Origin of the sequence: Vibrio sp. K4, from assembly GCF_051122595.1 — a bacterium.
Lineage (GTDB): Bacteria > Pseudomonadota > Gammaproteobacteria > Enterobacterales > Vibrionaceae > Vibrio > Vibrio owensii.
On the sequence record NZ_CP178577.1, the window covers coordinates 3,335,408 to 3,356,443 of the forward strand.

Consider the following 21,036-nt stretch of genomic DNA (forward strand, 5'->3'; position numbering starts at 1 on the left):
TCCCATCTTTTGTAAAAGAAGTGGGCAGTTTTCTTGCTCAATATCCACTCAACAATACCTTCCACCTTCTGATAACATGACATTTGGACAAGTAAGAGCAGGCAAATACAATGCACGTGGTAATTTACAATGACTTAGCAGGCAAAACTATTTCAGGGCTATCAAAATTCACTCAAGCCATGGAAAAGGAAGACTTCACTCAAGCAGAGTTCAAAAAGGTTGGGAATAATCTTTATCGTGCCAAGCTAGGTCGTGCCGCTCGGCTTATTTGCTCATTTTATCAATACGAGGGCACTCGTTATTGTTTAGTCTTGGAATATCTACCCAACCATGAATATGAAAAGTCACGTTTTCTGGCTGGCAGCCAAATTGATGAAAGTAAAATACCAACATTAACCTCTGAGCAAGACATCTCGCCAGAGCCTATTACTTACATCAATCACAACCACCCTCAGTTCTATTATCTCAATAAAGCGCTGTCATTTGACGAACATCAGCAGGCTATCTATGACACCCCTTCGCCTTTGGTCATTGTTGGCTCGGCTGGCAGTGGTAAGACCGCCTTGTTGCTTGAAAAAATGAAACTGGCTGTCGGTCATGTTCTGTACGTCAGTCACTCGCCTTACTTAGTACAAAATGCACGTGAACAATACTACAGTGACAATTACCACAACGACCAACAAGAGCAGGTCGACTTTCTTTCATTCACTGAATACCTAGAAACCATCCAAATGCCAGAAGGTAGAGAAGTCACTCGTCAAGACTTTCAAGCTTGGTATCAAAGAGTGGGGGATAAAAAACTTATCGCTCAAAAAGTCTATGAAGAATTTAAAGGCGTCCTTACTGGTCCTTCGATACATTACCCTTGGCTAGATAAGGCTGATTACCTTGAGCTTGGCATCAAACAATCCTTATTTGAACATCAAGAGCGAGAGCGTGTTTATAGCCTGTTTGAAAAATACTTACGCTTTCTACATGAATCTAAGCTGTTTGATGTCAACATCATCAGCCAGCAGTATTTGCAAAAAGTCTCTCCTAAATACGATTTCGTCGTTATTGACGAAGTACAAGATTTGACCAACACACAACTGATGCTGATTTTAAAATCACTGTATTGCCCAACGGATTTTTTGTTGTGCGGAGACGCCAATCAAATTGTTCATCCAAACTTCTTCTCATGGGCAAAGCTCAAATCCCTCTTCTTTAATGAAGCTTCATACCAAGAAGGCCAGCAAGCGTTAAACATTCTTCAAGCGAACTATCGAAATTCGTCTCTTGTGACGAACGTGGCAAACCGCATCTTGAAACTGAAACATGCACGATTTGGCAGTATTGACAGAGAAAGTAATTTTCTGGTTGATTGTGTCGGTGAGCACACGGGTAAAATTCAGCTTCTCAAAGATGACAACATCACCAAAGAAACATTGAATGCAAGCACGGCGAGGTCAACTAAATTTGCCGTCTTGGTCATGCATACTGAGCAGAAAGCCCAAGCTTCACGTCTGTTTGCTACGCCTTTGGTGTTTTCGGTTGATGAGGCCAAAGGACTCGAGTATGAGAATATTGTCCTTTATAACTTTGTGAATGATGAAAGTAGTGCGTTCAAACAAATCAGCCAAGGCGTCAAGCAAAGCGATTTAGACGTAGACTCGTTAGCTTACTCACGAGCAAAAGATAAGTCAGACAAGTCGCTAGAGACGTATAAGTTTTACATCAACGCTCTCTATGTCGCCGTCACACGAGCAACCACCAACCTTTATGTGGTAGAAGGCAATCATCACCACCCTCTTCTAGCATTATTGGATTTAGAGCGATTCAGTGGGGATATCGAGATAGAAAAACAAGCCTCATCGGTCGAGGAGTGGCAAAAAGAAGCCGTCAGACTTGAGCAACAAGGCAAATTAGAACAAGCACAAAATATTCGCCACACTATCTTAAGTGAACAAGCCGTCCCATGGACACCACTGACAGGAGAGGCTTTAAGTACATTACGCCACCAAGCACTGGAAGAAAGCAATAAGAAAGCGCAACTTCTGTTACTGGAATATAGCGTAATGAATCAGTGTCACGCCACAATTGAACAGCTATCGAGTGCTGGATTCAAAGCGGCAACACAAGCTCAGAAGCAGCCGTCCAAGACACTGCCTCTCATCTATAAAAAGCACGGCGTCATTTACGACTTTAAGCATGTAAAAGGGTTAGAGCGCGAAATAAACAAGTATGGTATCAATCACCGAACCCGCTTTAATTTTACGCCCCTCATGATGGTGACCACAAAGGTTAATCTGCCACAAATTCACGCTCTAGCTGAAATGGGCGCAGATAATACGCTATGGGCAAACAATGGTCTTAACGCTTGGCAAATGTATCTAGGGGCATACTTGCAACAACAAACACCATCGCCCCAAGAAATCAGCCTGCTTCACCCGCTCCTCGCTCCATCGTCTGTCTCTATCCAAGTCGACGGCAAATTAGAAAAACTCGATGAGCACAGCATGTATGGTTTTTTACTCAATGTTTTTATTAGCTTATGGTACGACTACCTACCAAACCTTTTAGTCAACCGCTCAAGCGCGTTCACGGCAGCGGATTTAAAAGAAATGCTGGACACAATTCCAGACAATGTCTTATCGCCAATGAAGAAAAAACAAACCTACATCAGCCGTTACTTATCCAGCAACGAGTGTACAAAAGAAGGTCAGTACAATAAAAAACTCTTCTACCGCATTAAACGCGGTCACTATGTGCTAAACCCTGCACTCAAATTCAAAAATGGGGACCAATGGGTAAGTCTGAGAGAAAGGCTTGACCCGATGCAGTGGGCACCGAGTCTTCCTGAGGTCTATTTTGATTATTATGACTCTCAATATCTGCAACGTTTACAGCATTATCAAAAATCCGCACTAGAGCATCATCAACGATTCTACCAAGATGATGAAGCGCACTTAGTACTCGGCAAGCGTACAGTCCAAACAGTGTGAAGACTTCATAAGACGTATTTTGGCTAGCAAGGTCGCTGGCCTCTATTACAATCATGTCCACCAGCTCGCAGAATAATGAAAAGGTTAACAAACCCGAAATAGCACGAGGTTCGAACTTTGGCCACAAAAACTGATTTTCAATTTACGCTTGATCTCGTTCAAGACTTCTTTAAGCAGCCTAAAATACAGCAGCGCTTACAACTCATTACCCAACGTAACATTACTGGATGGGAAATTTGGTTCCAAGTTGAGTTTGCTTGTTTTATTGATGAACATGAGGAGATTGATGAATGGTATCGAGAGTGGCAATACACAGTAGATAGACGGCGCACTAAGACTCGTCAATGTATGGCAATTGATTTCGCATTTCGCCGCAAGCGCACCAGCAAAGACAAGTACATTGCTTTAGAAGTAAAACAAAACCTCAATACAACTCAGTGCATTCACAATATGTTCAAAGATGTTGATAAGGTATGGCTGATGAAGTCCTCTGAAGACGACCTTCGAAGTATGTGGTGTCTAGGTATTCATCCAACCACCTCCCAAAATGATCTTCAAAGTATGGTTGAAAAATATTCTGGTCAATATGGTTTTGAGCTTGACGCAAAGTGCACTCACCATGAAGAAATTGGAGACACTGCTTGGAGTTTTACGTTGCTCTAGTTCTTTTCTACAGAGGACATCCTAACAAGCATCTCAAACCTCAACAAGCGTTAGATTCAAGCTAGGTAGGCAGTTATAATACCCATCAATTGCACCATTAATGAATTTTACAGGAATAAACATGACAAGTACCCAACAACGTGCCGCTCTGCAACGCCAAATCTGGCAAATTGCGAATGATGTCCGTGGAGCCGTTGATGGCTGGGATTTTAAACAATACATACTCGGCACCCTATTTTACCGCTTTATCAGTGAAAATTTTGCGAATTACATTGAAGGCGGAGATGACAGCGTTGATTATGCAAAATTACCAGACAATGTGATTACTAATGAAATCAAAGATGACGCAATCAAAACAAAAGGCTATTTCATCTACCCAAGCGAGCTCTTTGCTAACGTCGTGGCGGATGCAAACACTAACGAACACTTAAATTCCGATTTGGCGGATATATTCAAAGCAATTGAGTCCTCAGCTAGTGACTACCCATCAGAAAACGATATCAAAGGGCTATTTGCAGACTTTGACACCACCAGCAACCGTCTAGGCAATACCGTCAAAGACAAAAACTCTCGTTTAGCAGCAGTACTTAAAGGTGTGGCAGAGCTAGATTTTGGTGATTTTGAAGACAGCCAAATTGATTTGTTTGGTGATGCCTACGAATACCTTATCTCTAACTATGCGGCTAACGCAGGTAAATCTGGTGGTGAGTTTTTTACCCCTCAGCACGTATCTAAATTAATCGCACAATTAGCGATGCACAAGCAAACCAGCGTTAACAAAATATACGACCCTGCGGCGGGCTCTGGCTCTCTGCTTCTTCAAGCGAAAAAACACTTTGATGCCCATATCATCGAAGAAGGCTTTTGGGGGCAAGAAATCAACCACACCACTTACAACTTGGCTCGTATGAATATGTTCTTGCATAACATCAACTACGACAAGTTCAATATTCAGTTGGGTAACACGCTAACCAATCCACATTTTGGTGACGACAAACCATTTGATGCCATTGTTTCAAATCCACCTTACTCAGTGAAATGGATTGGCTCTGAAGATCCGACTTTAATCAATGATGAACGCTTTGCGCCAGCTGGGGTTCTTGCTCCCAAATCAAAAGCGGATTTTGCATTTGTCTTACACGCCCTCAATTATCTGTCCAGCAAAGGGCGAGCTGCCATTGTCTGCTTCCCTGGTATTTTCTACCGTGGCGGGGCCGAGCAAAAAATCCGCAAATATCTTGTTGACAACAACTATGTAGAAACCGTGATATCACTGGCACCAAATTTGTTCTTCGGCACCACTATCGCGGTAAACATTTTGGTTCTGTCAAAAAGTAAAACAGACACCAATACGCAATTTATTGATGCGAGCGGTCTATTCACAAAGCAAACGAACAACAATGTTCTTACTGATGAACACATCAAAGACATCATTCGGTTGTTTGACAGCAAAGAGAACATTGAGCACTTAGCTCAGTCGGTGCCTTTTAAAAAGGTCGTTGAAGCCGATTACAACCTATCCGTAAGCAGTTATGTGACGGGTAAAGATACTCGTGAGAAAGTAAACATAACAGAACTCAACGCTGAGATAGCAGTGACTGTAGCTAAAATCGACCAGCTACGCACAAATATCGATGCGATTATTGCGGAGATTGAGGCATGAGTAATTTAGGTTTCATGGAAAAATTGTTGGATGGTGTTGACATTGAGTGGAAATCATTAACAGATATTTTTCAATTGAAAAATGGTTATACGCCGTCTAAGTCAAAGAAAGAGTTTTGGGAGAGTGGAACTGTACCTTGGTTTAGGATGGATGATATTCGAGAGCGTGGAAATATTCTAAATGAGGCCCTGCAAAAAGTATCAGAGAGTGCAGTTAAAGGGGGAAAACTGTTCCCCGCAGGCTCAATAATTATTGCAACATCTGCCACTATTGGAGAACACGCTTTAGTTAATGTCCCTTTCTTGGCGAATCAGAGGTTTACGAATTTAAGCTTAAAACCTGATTATCAAGGCGTATTGAATAATAAGTTCATTTTTTACTATTGCTATATTTTGGCAGATTGGTGTAAAAAAAACACAACTAAATCTAGCTTTGCATCAGTTGATATGGATGGTTTTAAAAAATTTCAATTTCCAATTCCATGTCCTGACAATCCAGAAAAATCGCTGAAAATTCAAGCAGAGATTGTACGAATTTTAGATACATTTACCTCGCTTACCAACGAGCTTACTGCTCGTAAGAAACAATACAACTACTATCGTGATAAATTGCTGAGTTTTGGTGACGAGAACGTAGAGTGGAAGACGTTAGGTGATGTCGCAGTGATTGGTACTGGTAAGCACGATACTAGAGATGCTATCGATGGCGGTGAGTATATATTTTATGCTAGAGGTAAAGTCCCATTAAAGCTAGATACCTTTAACTTTGATGAAACAGCAATAATTACCGCTGGAGATGGGGCTGGAGTGGGTAAAGTGTATCACTATGCTCAAGGAAAGTATGCTTTACATCAAAGAGCTTATCGTATAGTACCCGATGAAACATTACATCCACGATTTTTATACCATTATATCTCTGCATTCTTTTATGACTATATCCAAAAAGTTTCTGTGAGTTCTTCGGTCACATCTCTTCGTAGACCAATGTTTATAAAATTCCCTATACCTGTTATCCCACTATTTGAGCAGGAGAGAATAGTTTCAATTTTAGATAAGTTCGATACATTGACAACTTCAATTAAAGGAGGTCTTCCTAAAGAGATTGAACTTCGCCGAAAACAGCATGAGTATTACCGTGACTTGCTATTTAGCTTTCCAAAACCAGACATAACAGAGGCAGTGTAGTATGAGCAAATCATTAACTGAGATAGCACAAGACCTCAAAGCTTCGACCAAGAAAATACAGTTGCTCTATGCCTTCAATGGTACAGGCAAAACTCGCCTTTCCAGAGAATTTAAAAACCTACTAGCAACAGATATCAACACTGAAGTCGATGGCGGCGTTTTTCAAGATAGTTGTCACTAGTTGCTTGTTAATTAAGCAACCTCTTTTTCTGGATTTAGATGAACGTTACCAACTGGTTTGCAGTTCCTGATTTCTCCTGACCAACGTTCAGGATTTTGCTCTCGGCGTACCTCTAGGACTGCTGCTCTTTTTTGTAAGATCTCACTATCTTTACCCGCATGTCTTTCTGATGGCGTCACGTAGTTCAGGCCTCGATGTTTATGCTCATTGTTGTACCACTCTACGAACCTGTCTACCCAAGCTCTGCTCTCTTCTAAGCTTGCAAAGCCTTTCGACGGCCAGTTCGGGACGTATTTTAACGTCCTGAACAACGATTCTACATAGGGGTTATCATCGCTTACTCGTGGGCGACTGTAAGACGGTGTCACACCAAGTTCTTCCATCTTGGCTTTCATTGTTGAAGACTTCATCGCACTCCCGTTATCCGAATGAAGCACAAGCGCCTGATTAAAGCATTGCTCTCGCATGAGCGTTCGCTGCAAGAGCTGAGACGCTTTCTCACCACTCTCTTGCTCATAGACTTCATAGCCCACGATTTTTCGACTGTAGATGTCTTCAATAAGGTACAGATAGTAGTGCTGGCCTCTAACCGCTGCTGGCAAGTAAGTGATATCCCACGTCAGCACCTGTTTCGGTGCCGTCGCTGTATAGCTGCTCGGCTTGGCCACTTTCTTGCGAGCACGTTGACGCCCTCGGTGCTCAACCTGACCTGCCAGTCTTAAGGTTCGATAAAACGTAGACTCTGAGCCTAAATAAACTCCCTTATCAAGTAACGTAGGGACGATTTGTGTTGGAGGAAGGGCGGCGTATTCAGGCGCGTTGCATACGTCCAATATGGCTGACCTTTCTTTCTCCGTTAACTTGTTAGCCGGCTCTGGGCGAACGACCAGTGGGCGCAGATCTTGTTGGATTTCTCCGCCTCGATACCACCTTCGATAAGTTCTTAGGTCGATTTCCGTTTCCAAGCATGCATTCGGCAGACGACTGCCGTTGTCGACCGCTTCATGTATAAGACTTATCAGTTCTTGCCTTTCACTGGTTGGCGTTAATCGGCCTCGTCCTCTTCCCCGTAAAAGGCTCTCAGCTTTTTTCGCAGAACTAATAGCGCACTGGTTTCGGCTAAGGCTTTCTCTTTGTATCGAAGCTCTTTTTTCAGAGCTTTGATCTCCAGTTTGTCCGCTCGAGACTGCTGTTTCGCTTCAGCGTCTTTTTCCTTCGATGACCTAAAACCGTGTAAACACTCTTCACGCCAAGTGTGAATCTGCTCTGGGTAGAGCCCCTTTGAACGGCAGTACGTACTGAGTTCATGCTCGGTCATCGTGTAAGTTTCAGCAACGACAGCGAGCTTCGTTTGTGCTGACCATTGTTCTGGCGATGTTTTCTTACTAGGCACTGCGGCCCCTTTTTCTCTCAATGCTTTACGCCAATTGTACAGTGTCGCTTCAGGGATGCCTTCTTCTTTTGCCACTTCCGAAATGGAGCGAGGATATGGCGGCAACAATTTCTTGAGTATGGCTTCTTTTCTTTCTGGAGAATAACGAGACAAATGAATTCTACTTACGCCCTAACTGGTTAATTTTTAACAGTGACAACTATCCTGCCAGAGGGGGATGGTGATAAAGAAGCATCAGAGCTATCTAACAAGAATATCCTCTACTACAACGCGTTCACTGAAGATTTGTTCTATTGGGATAATGACTTAGCGGGAGATGAAAATCGAAAGTTAAAAATCCATCCAAATGTATTTACCAAATGGGTATTGGAAGATCAGGGCCAAGATCAAAATATAATCGAACACTTTCAGAGGCTCACTGATAGCTCGGTGACACCTAAGTTTAATGCTGAATATACAACTAAAGCTCAAAATGATCATGATGTTGTTGTAAAAGCTTTTTCAGAGATCAGCTTTTCACTAGCGAGCGGTGATGACGTTTCTACTAATCTAAAAATATCTAAAGGTGAAGAAAGCAATCTTATTTGGAGCATATTCTACAGCTTACTTGAGCAAGTGATCGCGGAACGAAACACTTTAGATGCAGGCGAAAGAAGTACAAACGCTTTTGATAATTTGGCGTATGTTTTCATCGATGACCCCGTCAGTTCATTGGATGATAACCACCTTATTCAACTGGCTGTTGACCTAGCGGGGCTAATCAAAACGAGTGACTTTACCAATGGAAAGGGGTTGAAGTTCATTATAACCACTCATAACCCATTATTTTATAATGTCTTACACAACGAGCTTGGGTTAAGTAATAAAAGGAAAAAAGACGGTTGCTATCTTCTAGAACGCCTAGAAGATGGGACTTTTGACTTGAACGTTAAGTTTGGTGATTCTAATAAGAGCTTTTCTTACCACCTGCACTTGAAGCAAATCTTGGAACTAGCTACAGAACAGAATAAAGTTGAACGTTATCACTTCACTTTGCTGAGAAACTTGTATGAAAAAACGGCAAGTTTTTTAGGTTACCCACACTGGACAGATCTACTGGATTCTGTAGAAGGTTCTAAACAAGCTTACATGCATCGTATTATTCAATTCACAAGCCACAGTACGTTATCAAACGATACCTTTTCAGCTCCAAGTACACAAGAAAAGCAAATGGTCAAGCTATTATTGGATAATTTGGTTAATAACTATAGTTACTGGCAGCAGGAAGCTCAAAATGACTGATCATAAAACCATCGCAGAATCTCAGAATTTTATCGTCCTTGACAAATATGTTAAAAACTGGGAAACAACAGATAGCTACCAAAGCGAAAGTGATTTGGAGCGAGAGCTTATCCAAGACCTCGTGAGCCAAGGGTATGAATTCCAGCCTGAAATCAAGACACCAGAAGCAATGCTCAAGAATGTGCGTAAACAACTACAGGCGCTCAATGATGTCACATTTCTTGATGGTGAATGGCAACGTTTCGTAGAGGCGTACCTAGATAAACCGAGCGAAAACATCGTAGATAAGACACGTAAAGTTCATGATGACTACATTCACGATTTTATCTTTGATGATGGACACATAAAGAATATCGCCTTATTCGACAAAAAACATGTATCTCGTAACAAGCTACAAGTTATCAAGCAGTTTGAACAAAAAGGCTCACTTGCAAACCGCTATGATGTCACCATCTTAGTCAATGGACTTCCATTAGTTCAGATTGAGCTCAAAAAACGTGGGGTCGCTATCCGTGAGGCGTTTAACCAAGTACATCGATACAGTAAAGAAAGCTTCAATAGTACGAATTCACTGTATAAATACTTACAGTTATTCATTATCACCAACGGTACTGACAGCCGCTATTTTGCAAACACGACAAAGCGTAACAAAAACAGTTATGACTTCACGATAAATTGGGCTAAGTCTGATAATAGTCGGATCCGTGACTTGAAAGATTTTACCGCCACGTTCCTCCAAACTAGAACACTACTTAAGGTATTACTCAATTACTCTGTGTTTGACGTCAGCGACACCTTGTTAGTCATGCGCCCATACCAGATAGCCGCTATCGAACGCATTCTTTGGAAAATTGAGTACGCAAATAAGTCGAACAAATGGAGTTCCACAGACAGTAGCGGCTTCATTTGGCACACCACAGGCTCAGGTAAAACGTTAACCAGCTTTAAAGCGGCTCGTCTAGCAACGGAATTACCTTACATCAATAAAGTGTTCTTTGTCGTTGACAGAAAAGATCTTGACTACCAAACGATGAAGGAATATCAACGCTTTTCTCCAGATAGTGTCAATGGTTCGGAAAATACGGCTGGACTTAAACGTAATATAGAGAAAGACGATAATAAAATTATTGTTACGACAATTCAGAAGCTTCACAAGCTAATGAAGTCGGAAGCAAACCTTACGATTTATGATAAGCATGTCATTTTTATTTTTGACGAGTGTCACCGCAGCCAGTTTGGCAAAGCTCAAACTCTGCTGACGAATAAATTCAAAAAGTACTGCCAGTTCGGTTTTACTGGAACTCCAATCTTTCCACAAAATGCTTCGGGTGCAGATACTACAGCGAGCGTATTTGGGCGAGAGTTACACTCCTATGTGATTACTGATGCTATTCGTGATGAAAAAGTACTAAAGTTTAAAGTTGACTACAACGATGTCAGACCTAAGTTCAAATCTCTTGAAATGGAGCAAGATGAAGAAAAACTAAAGGCGGCAGAGAATAAAAAAGCGCTACTGCATCCAGAGCGTATCAACGAAATATCACAATACATTCTCAAGCATTTCCGACAAAAGACGCACCGGTTACAAGTAGGTGGGCAGGGTTTTAATGCCATGTTTGCCGTCAGTAGTATTGATGCTGCAAAATCGTATTATGACGCTTTTAAAGAGCTTCAAAAAAACAGTGAACGTCCAATAAAAGTTGCAACTATCTTCTCATTTGTACCGAATGAAGAACAAGACGCCATTGGCGATGTTACCGACGAAAGCTTCGATGCAACAGCATTAGACCTGACTTCTAAAGAGTTTTTGACCTCAGTGATTGAAGACTACAATGCCGCTTTCAAAACTAACTACAGTGTTGACAATAATAGCTTCCAAAACTATTACCGTGACTTAGCGAAACGAGTAAAAGCTCAAGAAGTCGATCTGTTGATTGTTGTTGGTATGTTTCTGACTGGCTTTGATGCTCCAACATTGAATACATTATTTGTGGATAAAAACCTGCGCTACCATGGGTTAATTCAAGCCTACTCACGAACCAACCGTATTTACAACGTAACTAAAACATTCGGTAATATCGTTACCTTTAGAGACCTAGAGCAAGCAACGGTGGAAGCCTTAAAAATATTTGGTGACAAAAATACAAAAAATATCGTCCTTGAAAAAAGCTACGATGAATATATGCAAGGCTTCACCGACGTCATCACAGGGCAAGCAAGACGAGGGTTTGTTGAGATAGTCGCTGAACTCGAACAGCGATTCCCTACTTCTGAGGAAATTGAAACGGAAGCCGATAAAAAAGCATTTACCAAGCTTTTTGGTGAATACCTTCGAGTTGAGAACCTATTACAAAACTACGATGAATTCACACACTTAAAAGCATTGCAACTCATTAACCCGAGTGATGAAGGTGCGCTAGAAAGCTTCAAATCAAGCAATAGCATCGATGATGAGAGTATTGCAACTCTACAAAAGATCCGGATGCTATCTGAACGTCAAATTCAAGACTATCGCTCTATCTATAATGACATTCGAGATTGGCAGCGTAAAGAAAAAGCAGCAGCAGAGACAGAAAAGTCCACGATAGATTGGGATGATGTTGTGTTTGAAGTAGACCTACTGAAGTCTCAAGAAATCAACCTTGATTACATCCTTGAGTTGATATTCGAACACAACAAAAAGAATCGTAGCAAAGCAGAACTTATCGATGAAGTGCGTCGACTCATCCGAGCTAGTCTAGGCAACCGAGCAAAAGAAAGCTTGCTCGTGGATTTTATTAATAACACAAACCTTGATGACATTCTCGACAAACCAAGCATCATTGATGCCTTCTTTGCTTTCGCACAAGCCAAGCAGCAACAAGAAGCTAAAGACATCATTCAATCTGAAGGGTTAAATGTTGAAGAAGCTAAACGATATATACTTACATCTCTAAAGCGAGAGTATGCAAGTGAAAATGGTACGGATTTAAACGCAGCTCTTCCGAAGATGAGTCCTTTAAATCCTGAGTATAAAACAAAAAAACAGAGTGTATTTCGAAGAATTGCTGCGTTTGTCGATAAGTACAAAGGCGTTGGCGGGCACATTTAGGTGTAAGATCAAGTCAAGTCTCAGCCGCAGAGGTATTTTCAAAGTCATGAGTAGTTGTAGAGGGTGTAAGGTATGTGGATGATCCTAGCGGGTGAACGTGCCTATTTAATTGACACATTCAAAGAACAAGGTTGTGTGAGTATAGGATGGAGTGAGCTTGGTGACCTGTCTGAAGTTACAAATGAAGCTGAATTAAGAGCTAAATATTTAGCAGAGTATCCAGATCAACACTCATCAAAATCAAGTAACGCCATTGCTATGGTGAAGAAATTTCGATTTGATATAAAAGTTGGCGACAGGACAATTTCTTACGATCCAGCAAGGCGTATATACTTAGTCGGAAATATCACAAGTGATTACCGTTATGAGAAATCGGAAATTGATGATAGCGATTTTAATCATATACGCAAGGTAGAATGGATTGGCGAAGTAAGTCGAGATGACTTATCCATCAGCACAAGAAACACGCTAGGCAGTACTTTGGCTTTGTTTACAGTAAATCATGAGGTTACTAAGAACTTTGAACTCATTCTTAAATCAGGACGACAACCCCACATTATTCAAAACGATGAACCTGATGACTTGCAAGAAGAAGAAATCAATCAGTCTCGTGAAGACGTTATAGAGCAATCAAGAGAGCTGATAAAAGATCGCGTCGTAAAAACTTCCCCAGAAGGTATAGAAGAGTTAGTCGCCGGAGTACTTCGAGCAATGGGATACCGAACAATAGTGTCACCGAAAGGAGTAGACCGAGGTGTTGATATTGTCGCTTCTCCTGATGGGTTAGGCCTAGAGTCACCACGGATAAAAGTCGAAGTGAAACATCGCAAGGGAGCAGTCGGCGCTCCTGAGGTCCGGAGCTTTATTGGTGGTCTAAGATCTGATGACAGAGCGTTGTACGTTAGCACTGGTGGCTTTACTAAAGAAGCAAAGTATGAGGCCGATAGAGCAAATGTTCCGGTTATGCTAATAGATCTTGATGCATTGCTCAATCTTATCATTTCACATTATGATGATTTTGATATTGATACACGTGTATTACTACCACTCGCAAAAGTGTATTGGCCTAAATAGATCTTTCAAATAATGAACTTTTTGTTGAAGTGGAGCCACTACTCTGCTTCAGTATTTTCGTATGACTTTATTTGCGATATTCCCCCTCACTTTTACAGCACTTGACATACCTACCTAAACCCTCACATTACCAGTCTTATCTTTCTTAAAAACCACCATTACCGGCACTAAAACGACCAATTACGACCAACTAACACCACCACCTCCCCTTCTTCACGGACATGAGAATAAGCGCCTTGGTTCACTTAATTGCTAGAATCTCCTGTTATTTGGTCAAGGAAACGGCAGCAATGAATCCCCTGCAACAAGAGCACTCAGTACAAGTTTATCCTCGAATTGGTAAAATTCACGAAATCCACTCAGACAAAACTCGCGTTAAGGTCAGTTTTCATGGGAACCCAATCGGTCAGCCTATATGGGCGGTCATAGGCCGAGCGTTTAAAGCTTCTGACATAGATCTCGCTATTGATAACCAATTGAACTGCCAAATTAACTTTATGGATGGCGATCTGAGCCTTCCTATCCTTGTTGATATCTTCACCTCTTTATTAGATGAAGACCTATTGATACTTCGAGCTAAAAACATGGTTATTCTGGGTGAAGAAAGTATCACTTTGCGCTCAGGAGAGGCGCAAGTATCAATGGCTGCGAAAAGTGGCACGGTAAAAACCACCGCCCAGAACATCAATACATCGGCGGATAAACTACAAAAAATTCAAGCGACGAAAGTACGCTTAAACTGAGGTTGAGGAAAGCACAATGGCAGCAACAATTGGCGCAAATGGTCTTAGTATCGTTCATAAAGGCTCAGGCGGTGAAGCCACCGCGTCGGTCCCCGATGTTTGTCTCACTACAGTAGGCAAAGCGACAAAAGAAATTCCCTACGGTAACAACGCAAAATCATCTGATTTAGTCGATGGCTCAACCAGTGTCACCGCCGATGGCGGTAACAGCATCGCGCTGCAAGGCAGCAAGTTTAGCACCAGCACGGGTGATGAAGGCGGGGACAAGAAAGGCGTCAGCTCAGGAACCATCAACGGTGAAGCGCAGTTTGTGACGTCATCGCCTAACGTGCTGATTGAAGGTCGAGGCGTAGCACGTCAAAGTGACCAAATGACCATGAACAATGGCAATACCATGTGCTTTGGCGTGCAAAATCCATCGGTCACCGTAGAGGAAGATTTAGAAGAGACCTTTATCATGGATGTTTGTGTTCGACATCCCAACGGTCAACGTTTGGTGAATGCGCCATTTAAGCTCAGTGATGAGCAAGGTTCGACGGTGTATGAGGCCACGTTGGATGAAAAAGGACGCAGTGATGCCGACCCGCTCAAGGGAGGGAAAGTCAAACTGTTGGTCGAAGAGAGTCAAGACCCGTTTGTGGTGACTCCGGTTCGTCGTGAGAACCCTCGCCATGTAGACAGCCAGTCGGATGAGGATTTTTTCAATATCGCCTCCAAAGGCCAGCGCGGTTTTTGGCAGCCAACCAGAATTGAGACTGTTGGCGCGGCTTGGGGCAGTATAGGCCAAACGTTGAGTAGCGATCGCTACTTCCAAGACATGGTCAGTACCGAGGTCATTCAGCACTTTACCCATTATCACCCTGATACAACGTTCGATGTATCAAAGACCTGTGAGGCTCTTATTGGCAACCTTGATCAACCCTTGCCACATACCACCGAATCGCTGCTCGCTTATACCTTGCCTCAAGTACTAGAAGAAGGGGAGCTATTGTCGGTACTGCTGAGGTTAGCCCCACACGAGACCACTGACCGAATGCTGGCGTACATGCGTGCGCGAGGAAAAGGCAACCCACAAACCTATTTGGCTGACTACGATTGGCAAGCGGCAGAAAAGAGCGTCAATAGTGAAGTTGATGCACTGTTGAATAAGCTGAAAAGTCGTTTAACCTTCTTACGTGATGAGGCCAGTAAACTGCAATACGCGTACCTGTCTGAGGATGTGTTCGATAAGCATATCGATACGTTAAGCTCGTACATGAAGCAGCTGCCTGAACTTATTTCTGGCGTGTTCAGTAAAATGCAAGCCAAAACCAGCGAACTGTTAGCGAACACGGATAACGTAAAGGTCATCAAAGCGGCAGACGACGTGCACTCGATAGAGAGTGAGTCGATTGAAGCCGTTGTTAACACCACCAAAACCATCGACACGGTCGAGCCATTCATGAACGAAGTGGCTGGCGTGATTGACAATGTCATACCGATTTATCCGGTGCGTTATGGCTACGCGAATTTCTTCGACGAAGTGATGCCTGCGCAAGCCCCGCCGAACATGACAGAAATGAGTAGCGCGACCGGGCTGAAAGACACCGGCGGCTATCTGCTTCGCCTTCTACGCGAGGGCTGGTTGTACATCAAAGAAGAGAGCGAAGAAGACACTGCGCCTTTTCACATCTTCAAATACGCGCAAACCCAAACTGCGACAGGAGTGATTGAAAAGTTTGAGAAATACCATTTCACCAATGAAGAAAACGCCCAAGGTGGTTTAACGCTCGATACCTCATCGGGCGCCACGTTCTATCCTTTTGCGTTTGTGACGCCGAAAGCGAAAAAAATCTCCATCGTCTACTCAGAGCACGAATGGTCTGCGGCCATCATTGATAACATGAACAGCGACGAAGAGCTGCGTAAAAAGGCGATGCAGCAGGTGGATTTGACAGCGCCGCAAACCGAGTTTAGCCAAGCGGCAACAAAAGAAAACCTTAGCGCCTTGGTGGAAGATTACCGCAATAACGATGAAAAGTGGTTGGCTGATAAAGACAGCGCGAAGCCGATGCCTCATGGCCTTGATTTGGCGACCTCCACAGTAAGTTATCACCTTACGGCTGAAGGCATTGTAGAAACCATGCAAAAAAGCCATAGCGAGCATAAAGACGGCGCTTTAGTGGCTTTGTTTGACCCAGTTGGTCGTCAGCGTGATATCTCAAAAGTTATCTCGAAAAATGTCGCAGAGCAACAAGCCTATGTCAATGTCAACAAATACCCTTTGACGATTGGTCAGTACGCACAGTCATGTCTTGAAAGCGATATTCCAGAAGTCAAAAAAGCAGCGGAGGAAAACCTTAATACGGAAAGGCTCCCAATATTTTTGAAAGCTTATCAAAGAGAAATCCATAATAAGAAGAAAGAACGTAAGAAGTTGCTCGCTCTAATGGACTACTTTGTTGCGGGTAAAGGTGCTGAAGATGAGGTTGGTTCGCTTACTTGTTATCTAAGACACTACTTTGATATTCGTCAGCAAGGCATTATCGATCCTGCTGCTGAGATGGGTAAATTGCTGCTCCTTCTTGGATCGCTTTTTGAAGGCGTGACCGCAAGTGAAGAAGGCATTGAAAACATGGATAGATGGGTTGGTGAAGCCTTTCATACAGAAGAGCTCACCCCATTAGATAAGGTGTGGGGAGTTTCTTTAAAGGCCATTCAGATCGTATTTCTTCAGCCTCAAGAACAAATAAATTGGCATCATGCTGTTCCGCCAGTATTAACTTCGATAGGCAATTACTTGGCTCGTATACAAGCTGAGTTCACTTATGGCACTAAGTTACTGGGAAATTCTGGGTTAGAGTGCTTTTATAGAGCAACCTTACCATCCTTATTTGATGCCTTATTAGGGGTTCGGTTTACGGGGAATCGACTCAACATGGCGATCGATGACATCGAAAACTTAATCGATAAACAAACAGGTCAAAAAAGGTCAATCAAATCAAACGTGCACTTTGGCGAAAAGCTGCTCAATTGGTCTGAAATGAAAGCAAACCAATCAGAGCAACGTATTTTCGAATTACTGGAAGCAGAGCCAACAGCATCAGCGCCTGAATGGCTCAAAAAGCTGGCCGATAGGCTCCCTACCAAAACACTTCTCCATTTCGCACAAGAAAGTGCAGGTTTAGGGCTGACCTATTGGTCGTATCAAGCAAATGTGAATACCATCAATGATCTTTTGGCTCAAACACAATTCGATACACTCGACCCCGTCAATGATGACAAAGAATATGCGTATCGTACGGTGAAAATGTTGTCCACGCTCGCGGCGATCACCGCAGACAGTATTACTCTCAGTCAGTTCAGCGCCAAGGGAGTAAATATTGCAGCACGTGAAGCTGAGAGGGCACTTCTTGCTCTTCAAAAGCAGTTACCGAATATGAGTAAGCAGTTAGCTGAAAAGCTCGGAGTGCGCAGTTTACAAGCTTACAGTCAGCGTTTAGATGCGCGTCTATCGGCAGCGCCGATAAAAGGACTTGTTGTCGGTGCAAACGTGGCAATGTCATTTGTTTACTTCTGGGATGTTTTTACTAGTTATCGGTCAGGCAATAAACAAGCTTCTCTGGGCTATCTGGCCGGTGGCGTCTCCAGTCTATTGGTTGCATTTTCGGCCGTCGGGGGCCCTGTTGGAGCCGTATTACTCGCCGTTGGTCTTACAGGACTTTTATTTAGTGCATATCAGATTGGCCGATATGGCAAAAATAGTTTCGAAAACTTGCTCTACAGCTCTTTCTGGGGAACAAGTGAGTATTATCCGTTTTGGAGTGATTTTAAAAAGCAAGAAGACATTAATACTGTTCAAGAGAGGCTGGATGTTATCACCGCTGTGGCATCTAATAACAACAAGGCTGTGACATCTGATAACATTAAATACTTTGATGCGGCATTGAACATCGAGTCTCAGGAGTTTTTAAACTATTTTTACGCGCCCAAACTCACTATTGTGGACAGCAGTATTCGTCCATATGGCTCAGAGCCGTATCGATACAAGCTCAGTTACGTATTCGTCTTGCCGGATTTTAAAATGAACGTATCTCAACTGCATGGCTCGATTTATCGTGAACTGAATGATGCCAAATACGCGGCTTACTCAGTACCTGAGCCCGATAAGGCCATGACCGAAAATTTCAGGAGTGCGTTGGCGGCGGCATTTGAAGATAGGACGTTATGTATCGCCAAAGAAGACGGTCTGCATGTCACGGTTAATGTCGAGTTTTCGCATCCGACTCGTCTGATCTGGTGTTACGAACCGACACCAAACACTGTTGTACCAAAACGCTATTTAACCAACAGCGGCTACATAAGCACGAGTCAAATAGGCATGCTTGATGAAAAACCAAACACTACACCTTGGGGAAAATAAATGAATCGCGGCTCTAAAGGAATATTTACAACAAAAGCGCAACCTTTTTCAAAGTGGTGGGCGCAATTTCGAGCAGAAGTGATCGTTGTTCCGATGGAAGACCCACTCGAACCTTTTATGAAGGTCAATGATAACCTGTTGACGTTAAGGACTGGCTATCATACTCGCCGTAATACCATTGTCGTGCCATGGATGCTGATGCTAACCGTGTTGACCCTGTATTTTATCTACGATTCTCGCTACCAATATGATTTTGAAGCTCACAAGGCTCAGGCAGGGCGTATGATCGAAAGTTATAGTGAAAACAAAGCCAGATACATAAGCTACCTTTCCGACGCTCAAAAGGAAGGGGATAAAGAAGAAGAGGATATTTTTCGGCGGGGGATAGCTCTCGCCGATAATGCCATTAAAGGCTACAGTATCTATTTTGAGCAAGACGGTGATGTGTCATTGTTTACACACATGAGAGCGCTGAAGCAACTTGGAGAGCTAGATCATTTCCTTTTCGGTATCGGCCTTTTTTCTTTCATGGGCGCTTTATCTTTAGGTATGTGGTTGCTTTTCTTGTTGAAACCTCAAGACGCGGAAGTTTACTTTGATAGAAACCGACAGATTGTCTACTCGTGGCGACATGGAAGGGTTGGCGCTGCGTCATTTGACAAAATGGGGATATTAGAAAATCACCTTGGCTTAAATATCGTATTGCAGTTTGAGAACAAAAAACAAACGGGCTATAGACCGATGGGGATCGTGGGCATCGATATCGGAAAGCTTTCTTTTCATCGAGAAAGCGATATGACTTACCCATTAGCTCAAATCTTAGCGTTTATGGAGCATGGTAAAGAAGCAGTGATTACAGGTGAGTCATTTACAAGGGAGCCAGCAAAATACTTCTTACGCAAGGATAAAAAGCCGGATAACTTTGAACAACGTGTTGAAGCCGCGCTTGCTGCTCAAGATGATCTCGTTTCCCACTACCAAACAAATAGGGTAAAAGGCCATGCGATTTAACGCTGAATGCCAAAGTTCGAGCAGGGTAAGGAAGAAAGGCTTCCTCTCCTGCCGACGATTTATTCTCTATCAATCCACTACTGCAAACTAGGCCATCTCTTTCTTATATTCCATATAGCACCACCAGATTGAAAAATCGAAGTGGTGCTCTCTTGCTATAACCATCTTTGTGATAATTTTCCTGCCCATTCACTGAAAAAGGGAACTTATGAACACGGCGCTTCTAATGGAGGGGATGTCCAATTCGCAGGAATACAGCCAACAACTTATCGAAGCTTTCAAAAGCTCTGTTTACTCATCTTATCATGCTTATGTTGCTGATATTTTTACGATGAGCGCCAATGAGAACACTCAATTTGCTTTGTCTTTTGAGAATAACCAAGACCTTCCTAGTAGAACGAAAGAACAACGTCAACTCATTCTTATCAAAAAAGTAAATGCCTCAATACGCCACAGTGAACACTTACGAAGAGGTGGCACGGACATTGGTTTTAAAAGCTCCATATCTGATGTTTTTAAAGCGTTAGGGTAGCAATAAATCCCTTTCGAAAGTGAAAAATCTCAAAAACGATCCCAAACTCAACTAGAACACCATTGGAAATAAAATACAGGAGCTTAACATGTGGAAAATTACCCTACCGATTTTAGCGATGATCAGTATGACCGTACATGCTGGCGTACTTGATCCTGAGTGTACGGCTGAGAAAGCGGCAAAGAGTACTGCGGCAAAAGCGACCGTTGGTGTCGGTGGGCGCTGCTCACCACAAGAAGCAGCAACCGATACAGCTAAAAGGACCGCAGAAGAGGCGCTTCCAGATGAAGGCGCAGCTGGAAAAGCTGTCGATATTGTGACGCCAGATAACGAGCCTCAGCCAATAAAAAATACGACGAAGAAAGTAATTAATTAGTACAAGCTACTTATCATTTAGGAGATGATTGTTTATGAGATTATTACTCGCCATTTTGATCCCATGGCTTCAGTTTTTCACGATAGGCCGACCGTGGGCTGGTGTTTTTTGTTTGCTACTTCAACTGACTCTTATCGGTTGGATCCCTGCCGCTATTTGGTCTGTGTACGCACTAATGAATTATGAGACAGACAAAAAAATTGAAGCAATGGAACCTCAACAGAAAGCGCCCGCGCACAAGATTGCCGAAAAAGCGCCTTCCTCGGATGATGGCGGCGGCGATGGTGATTAGATAAAGCAAAGGAAGAGGTGTCGGCTGAACGAACGTCACTCACCGCAAAAGGTATCAAGCGGTTTCGATACAACGATGTGGAAGCCAAAGAAGAATGAGAGCTTTGTGAGTGACGCTCTCTATTTTCCTACTTCTTTAGTGTAAAATCGGATTGTAAACCGCTGACATA

General features: G+C 42.8%; 15 protein-coding genes. 14 read left to right on the forward strand and 1 reads right to left on the reverse strand.

Going from position 1 to position 21,036, the window contains the following annotated elements; all coding sequences use genetic code 11:
* The first annotated feature begins 110 nt into the window (after positions 1-110).
* The 5 genes from ACLIIY_RS14995 to ACLIIY_RS15015 all read left to right on the forward strand — a co-directional run bounded on the left by ACLIIY_RS14995 (position 111) and on the right by ACLIIY_RS15015 (position 6,672).
* On the forward strand, positions 111-2,981 hold the full coding sequence (locus ACLIIY_RS14995) for a UvrD-helicase domain-containing protein (protein ID WP_434527844.1): 2,871 nt from the start codon (positions 111-113) through the stop codon (positions 2,979-2,981).
* Positions 2,982-3,098: 117 nt separating this feature from the next.
* Positions 3,099-3,644 carry a hypothetical protein gene (locus ACLIIY_RS15000; protein ID WP_434527845.1) on the forward strand — a complete coding sequence of 182 codons (546 nt, stop codon included), beginning with the start codon at positions 3,099-3,101 and terminating at the stop codon, positions 3,642-3,644.
* Between the two features lie 121 nt (positions 3,645-3,765).
* On the forward strand, positions 3,766-5,307 hold the full coding sequence (locus ACLIIY_RS15005; protein ID WP_434527846.1) for a type I restriction-modification system subunit M: 1,542 nt from the start codon (positions 3,766-3,768) through the stop codon (positions 5,305-5,307).
* Positions 5,304-6,491 (forward strand): restriction endonuclease subunit S, encoded by a 1,188-nt coding sequence (locus tag ACLIIY_RS15010; protein ID WP_434527847.1) that lies wholly within the window; start codon positions 5,304-5,306, stop codon positions 6,489-6,491. The genes ACLIIY_RS15005 and ACLIIY_RS15010 overlap by 4 nt, the downstream gene beginning before the upstream one ends.
* Position 6,492: 1 nt before the next feature.
* On the forward strand, positions 6,493-6,672 hold the full coding sequence (locus tag ACLIIY_RS15015) for a hypothetical protein (RefSeq protein ID WP_434527848.1): 180 nt from the start codon (positions 6,493-6,495) through the stop codon (positions 6,670-6,672).
* A gap of 11 nt (positions 6,673-6,683) precedes the next feature.
* Here ACLIIY_RS15015 and ACLIIY_RS15020 read toward each other — a convergent pair.
* Positions 6,684-8,218 (reverse strand): IS3 family transposase gene (locus ACLIIY_RS15020; protein ID WP_373036963.1). Its coding sequence is split into 2 segments (ribosomal slippage): positions 6,684-7,765 and positions 7,765-8,218, totalling 1,536 coding nucleotides; the frame shifts between segments, so codons are not numbered across the junction.
* A gap of 39 nt (positions 8,219-8,257) precedes the next feature.
* On the opposite strand from ACLIIY_RS15020, the gene ACLIIY_RS15025 reads away from it, so the two are divergent.
* From ACLIIY_RS15025 to ACLIIY_RS15065, 9 genes are all read left to right on the forward strand, one after another.
* The gene (locus ACLIIY_RS15025) at positions 8,258-9,346 is read left to right on the forward strand and encodes an AAA family ATPase (protein WP_434527849.1); all 1,089 of its coding nucleotides are present in this window, start codon (positions 8,258-8,260) and stop codon (positions 9,344-9,346) included.
* Complete coding sequence (locus ACLIIY_RS15030) at positions 9,339-12,437, forward strand: type I restriction endonuclease subunit R (protein ID WP_434527850.1); 3,099 nt, start codon at positions 9,339-9,341, stop codon at positions 12,435-12,437. The genes ACLIIY_RS15025 and ACLIIY_RS15030 overlap by 8 nt, the downstream gene beginning before the upstream one ends.
* A gap of 72 nt (positions 12,438-12,509) precedes the next feature.
* Positions 12,510-13,511, forward strand: a complete 1,002-nt coding sequence (locus tag ACLIIY_RS15035) for a restriction endonuclease (RefSeq protein ID WP_434527851.1) — start codon at positions 12,510-12,512, stop codon at positions 13,509-13,511.
* Positions 13,512-13,801: 290 nt separating this feature from the next.
* Positions 13,802-14,254 carry a hypothetical protein gene (locus ACLIIY_RS15040; protein ID WP_434527852.1) on the forward strand — a complete coding sequence of 151 codons (453 nt, stop codon included), beginning with the start codon at positions 13,802-13,804 and terminating at the stop codon, positions 14,252-14,254.
* 16 nt (positions 14,255-14,270) lie between these two features.
* Positions 14,271-18,656 (forward strand): PAAR-like domain-containing protein, encoded by a 4,386-nt coding sequence (locus ACLIIY_RS15045; protein WP_434527853.1) that lies wholly within the window; start codon positions 14,271-14,273, stop codon positions 18,654-18,656.
* Positions 18,657-19,667 carry a hypothetical protein gene (locus ACLIIY_RS15050; protein WP_434527854.1) on the forward strand — a complete coding sequence of 337 codons (1,011 nt, stop codon included), beginning with the start codon at positions 18,657-18,659 and terminating at the stop codon, positions 19,665-19,667.
* Between the two features lie 208 nt (positions 19,668-19,875).
* Positions 19,876-20,199, forward strand: a complete 324-nt coding sequence (locus ACLIIY_RS15055) for a hypothetical protein (protein WP_434527855.1) — start codon at positions 19,876-19,878, stop codon at positions 20,197-20,199.
* Positions 20,200-20,287: 88 nt separating this feature from the next.
* A complete protein-coding gene (locus ACLIIY_RS15060; RefSeq protein ID WP_434527856.1) occupies positions 20,288-20,575 on the forward strand; it encodes a hypothetical protein in 288 nt (95 codons plus the stop codon).
* Between the two features lie 34 nt (positions 20,576-20,609).
* The gene (locus ACLIIY_RS15065) at positions 20,610-20,867 is read left to right on the forward strand and encodes a YqaE/Pmp3 family membrane protein (RefSeq protein ID WP_434527857.1); all 258 of its coding nucleotides are present in this window, start codon (positions 20,610-20,612) and stop codon (positions 20,865-20,867) included.
* Positions 20,868-21,036 lie beyond the last annotated feature (169 nt).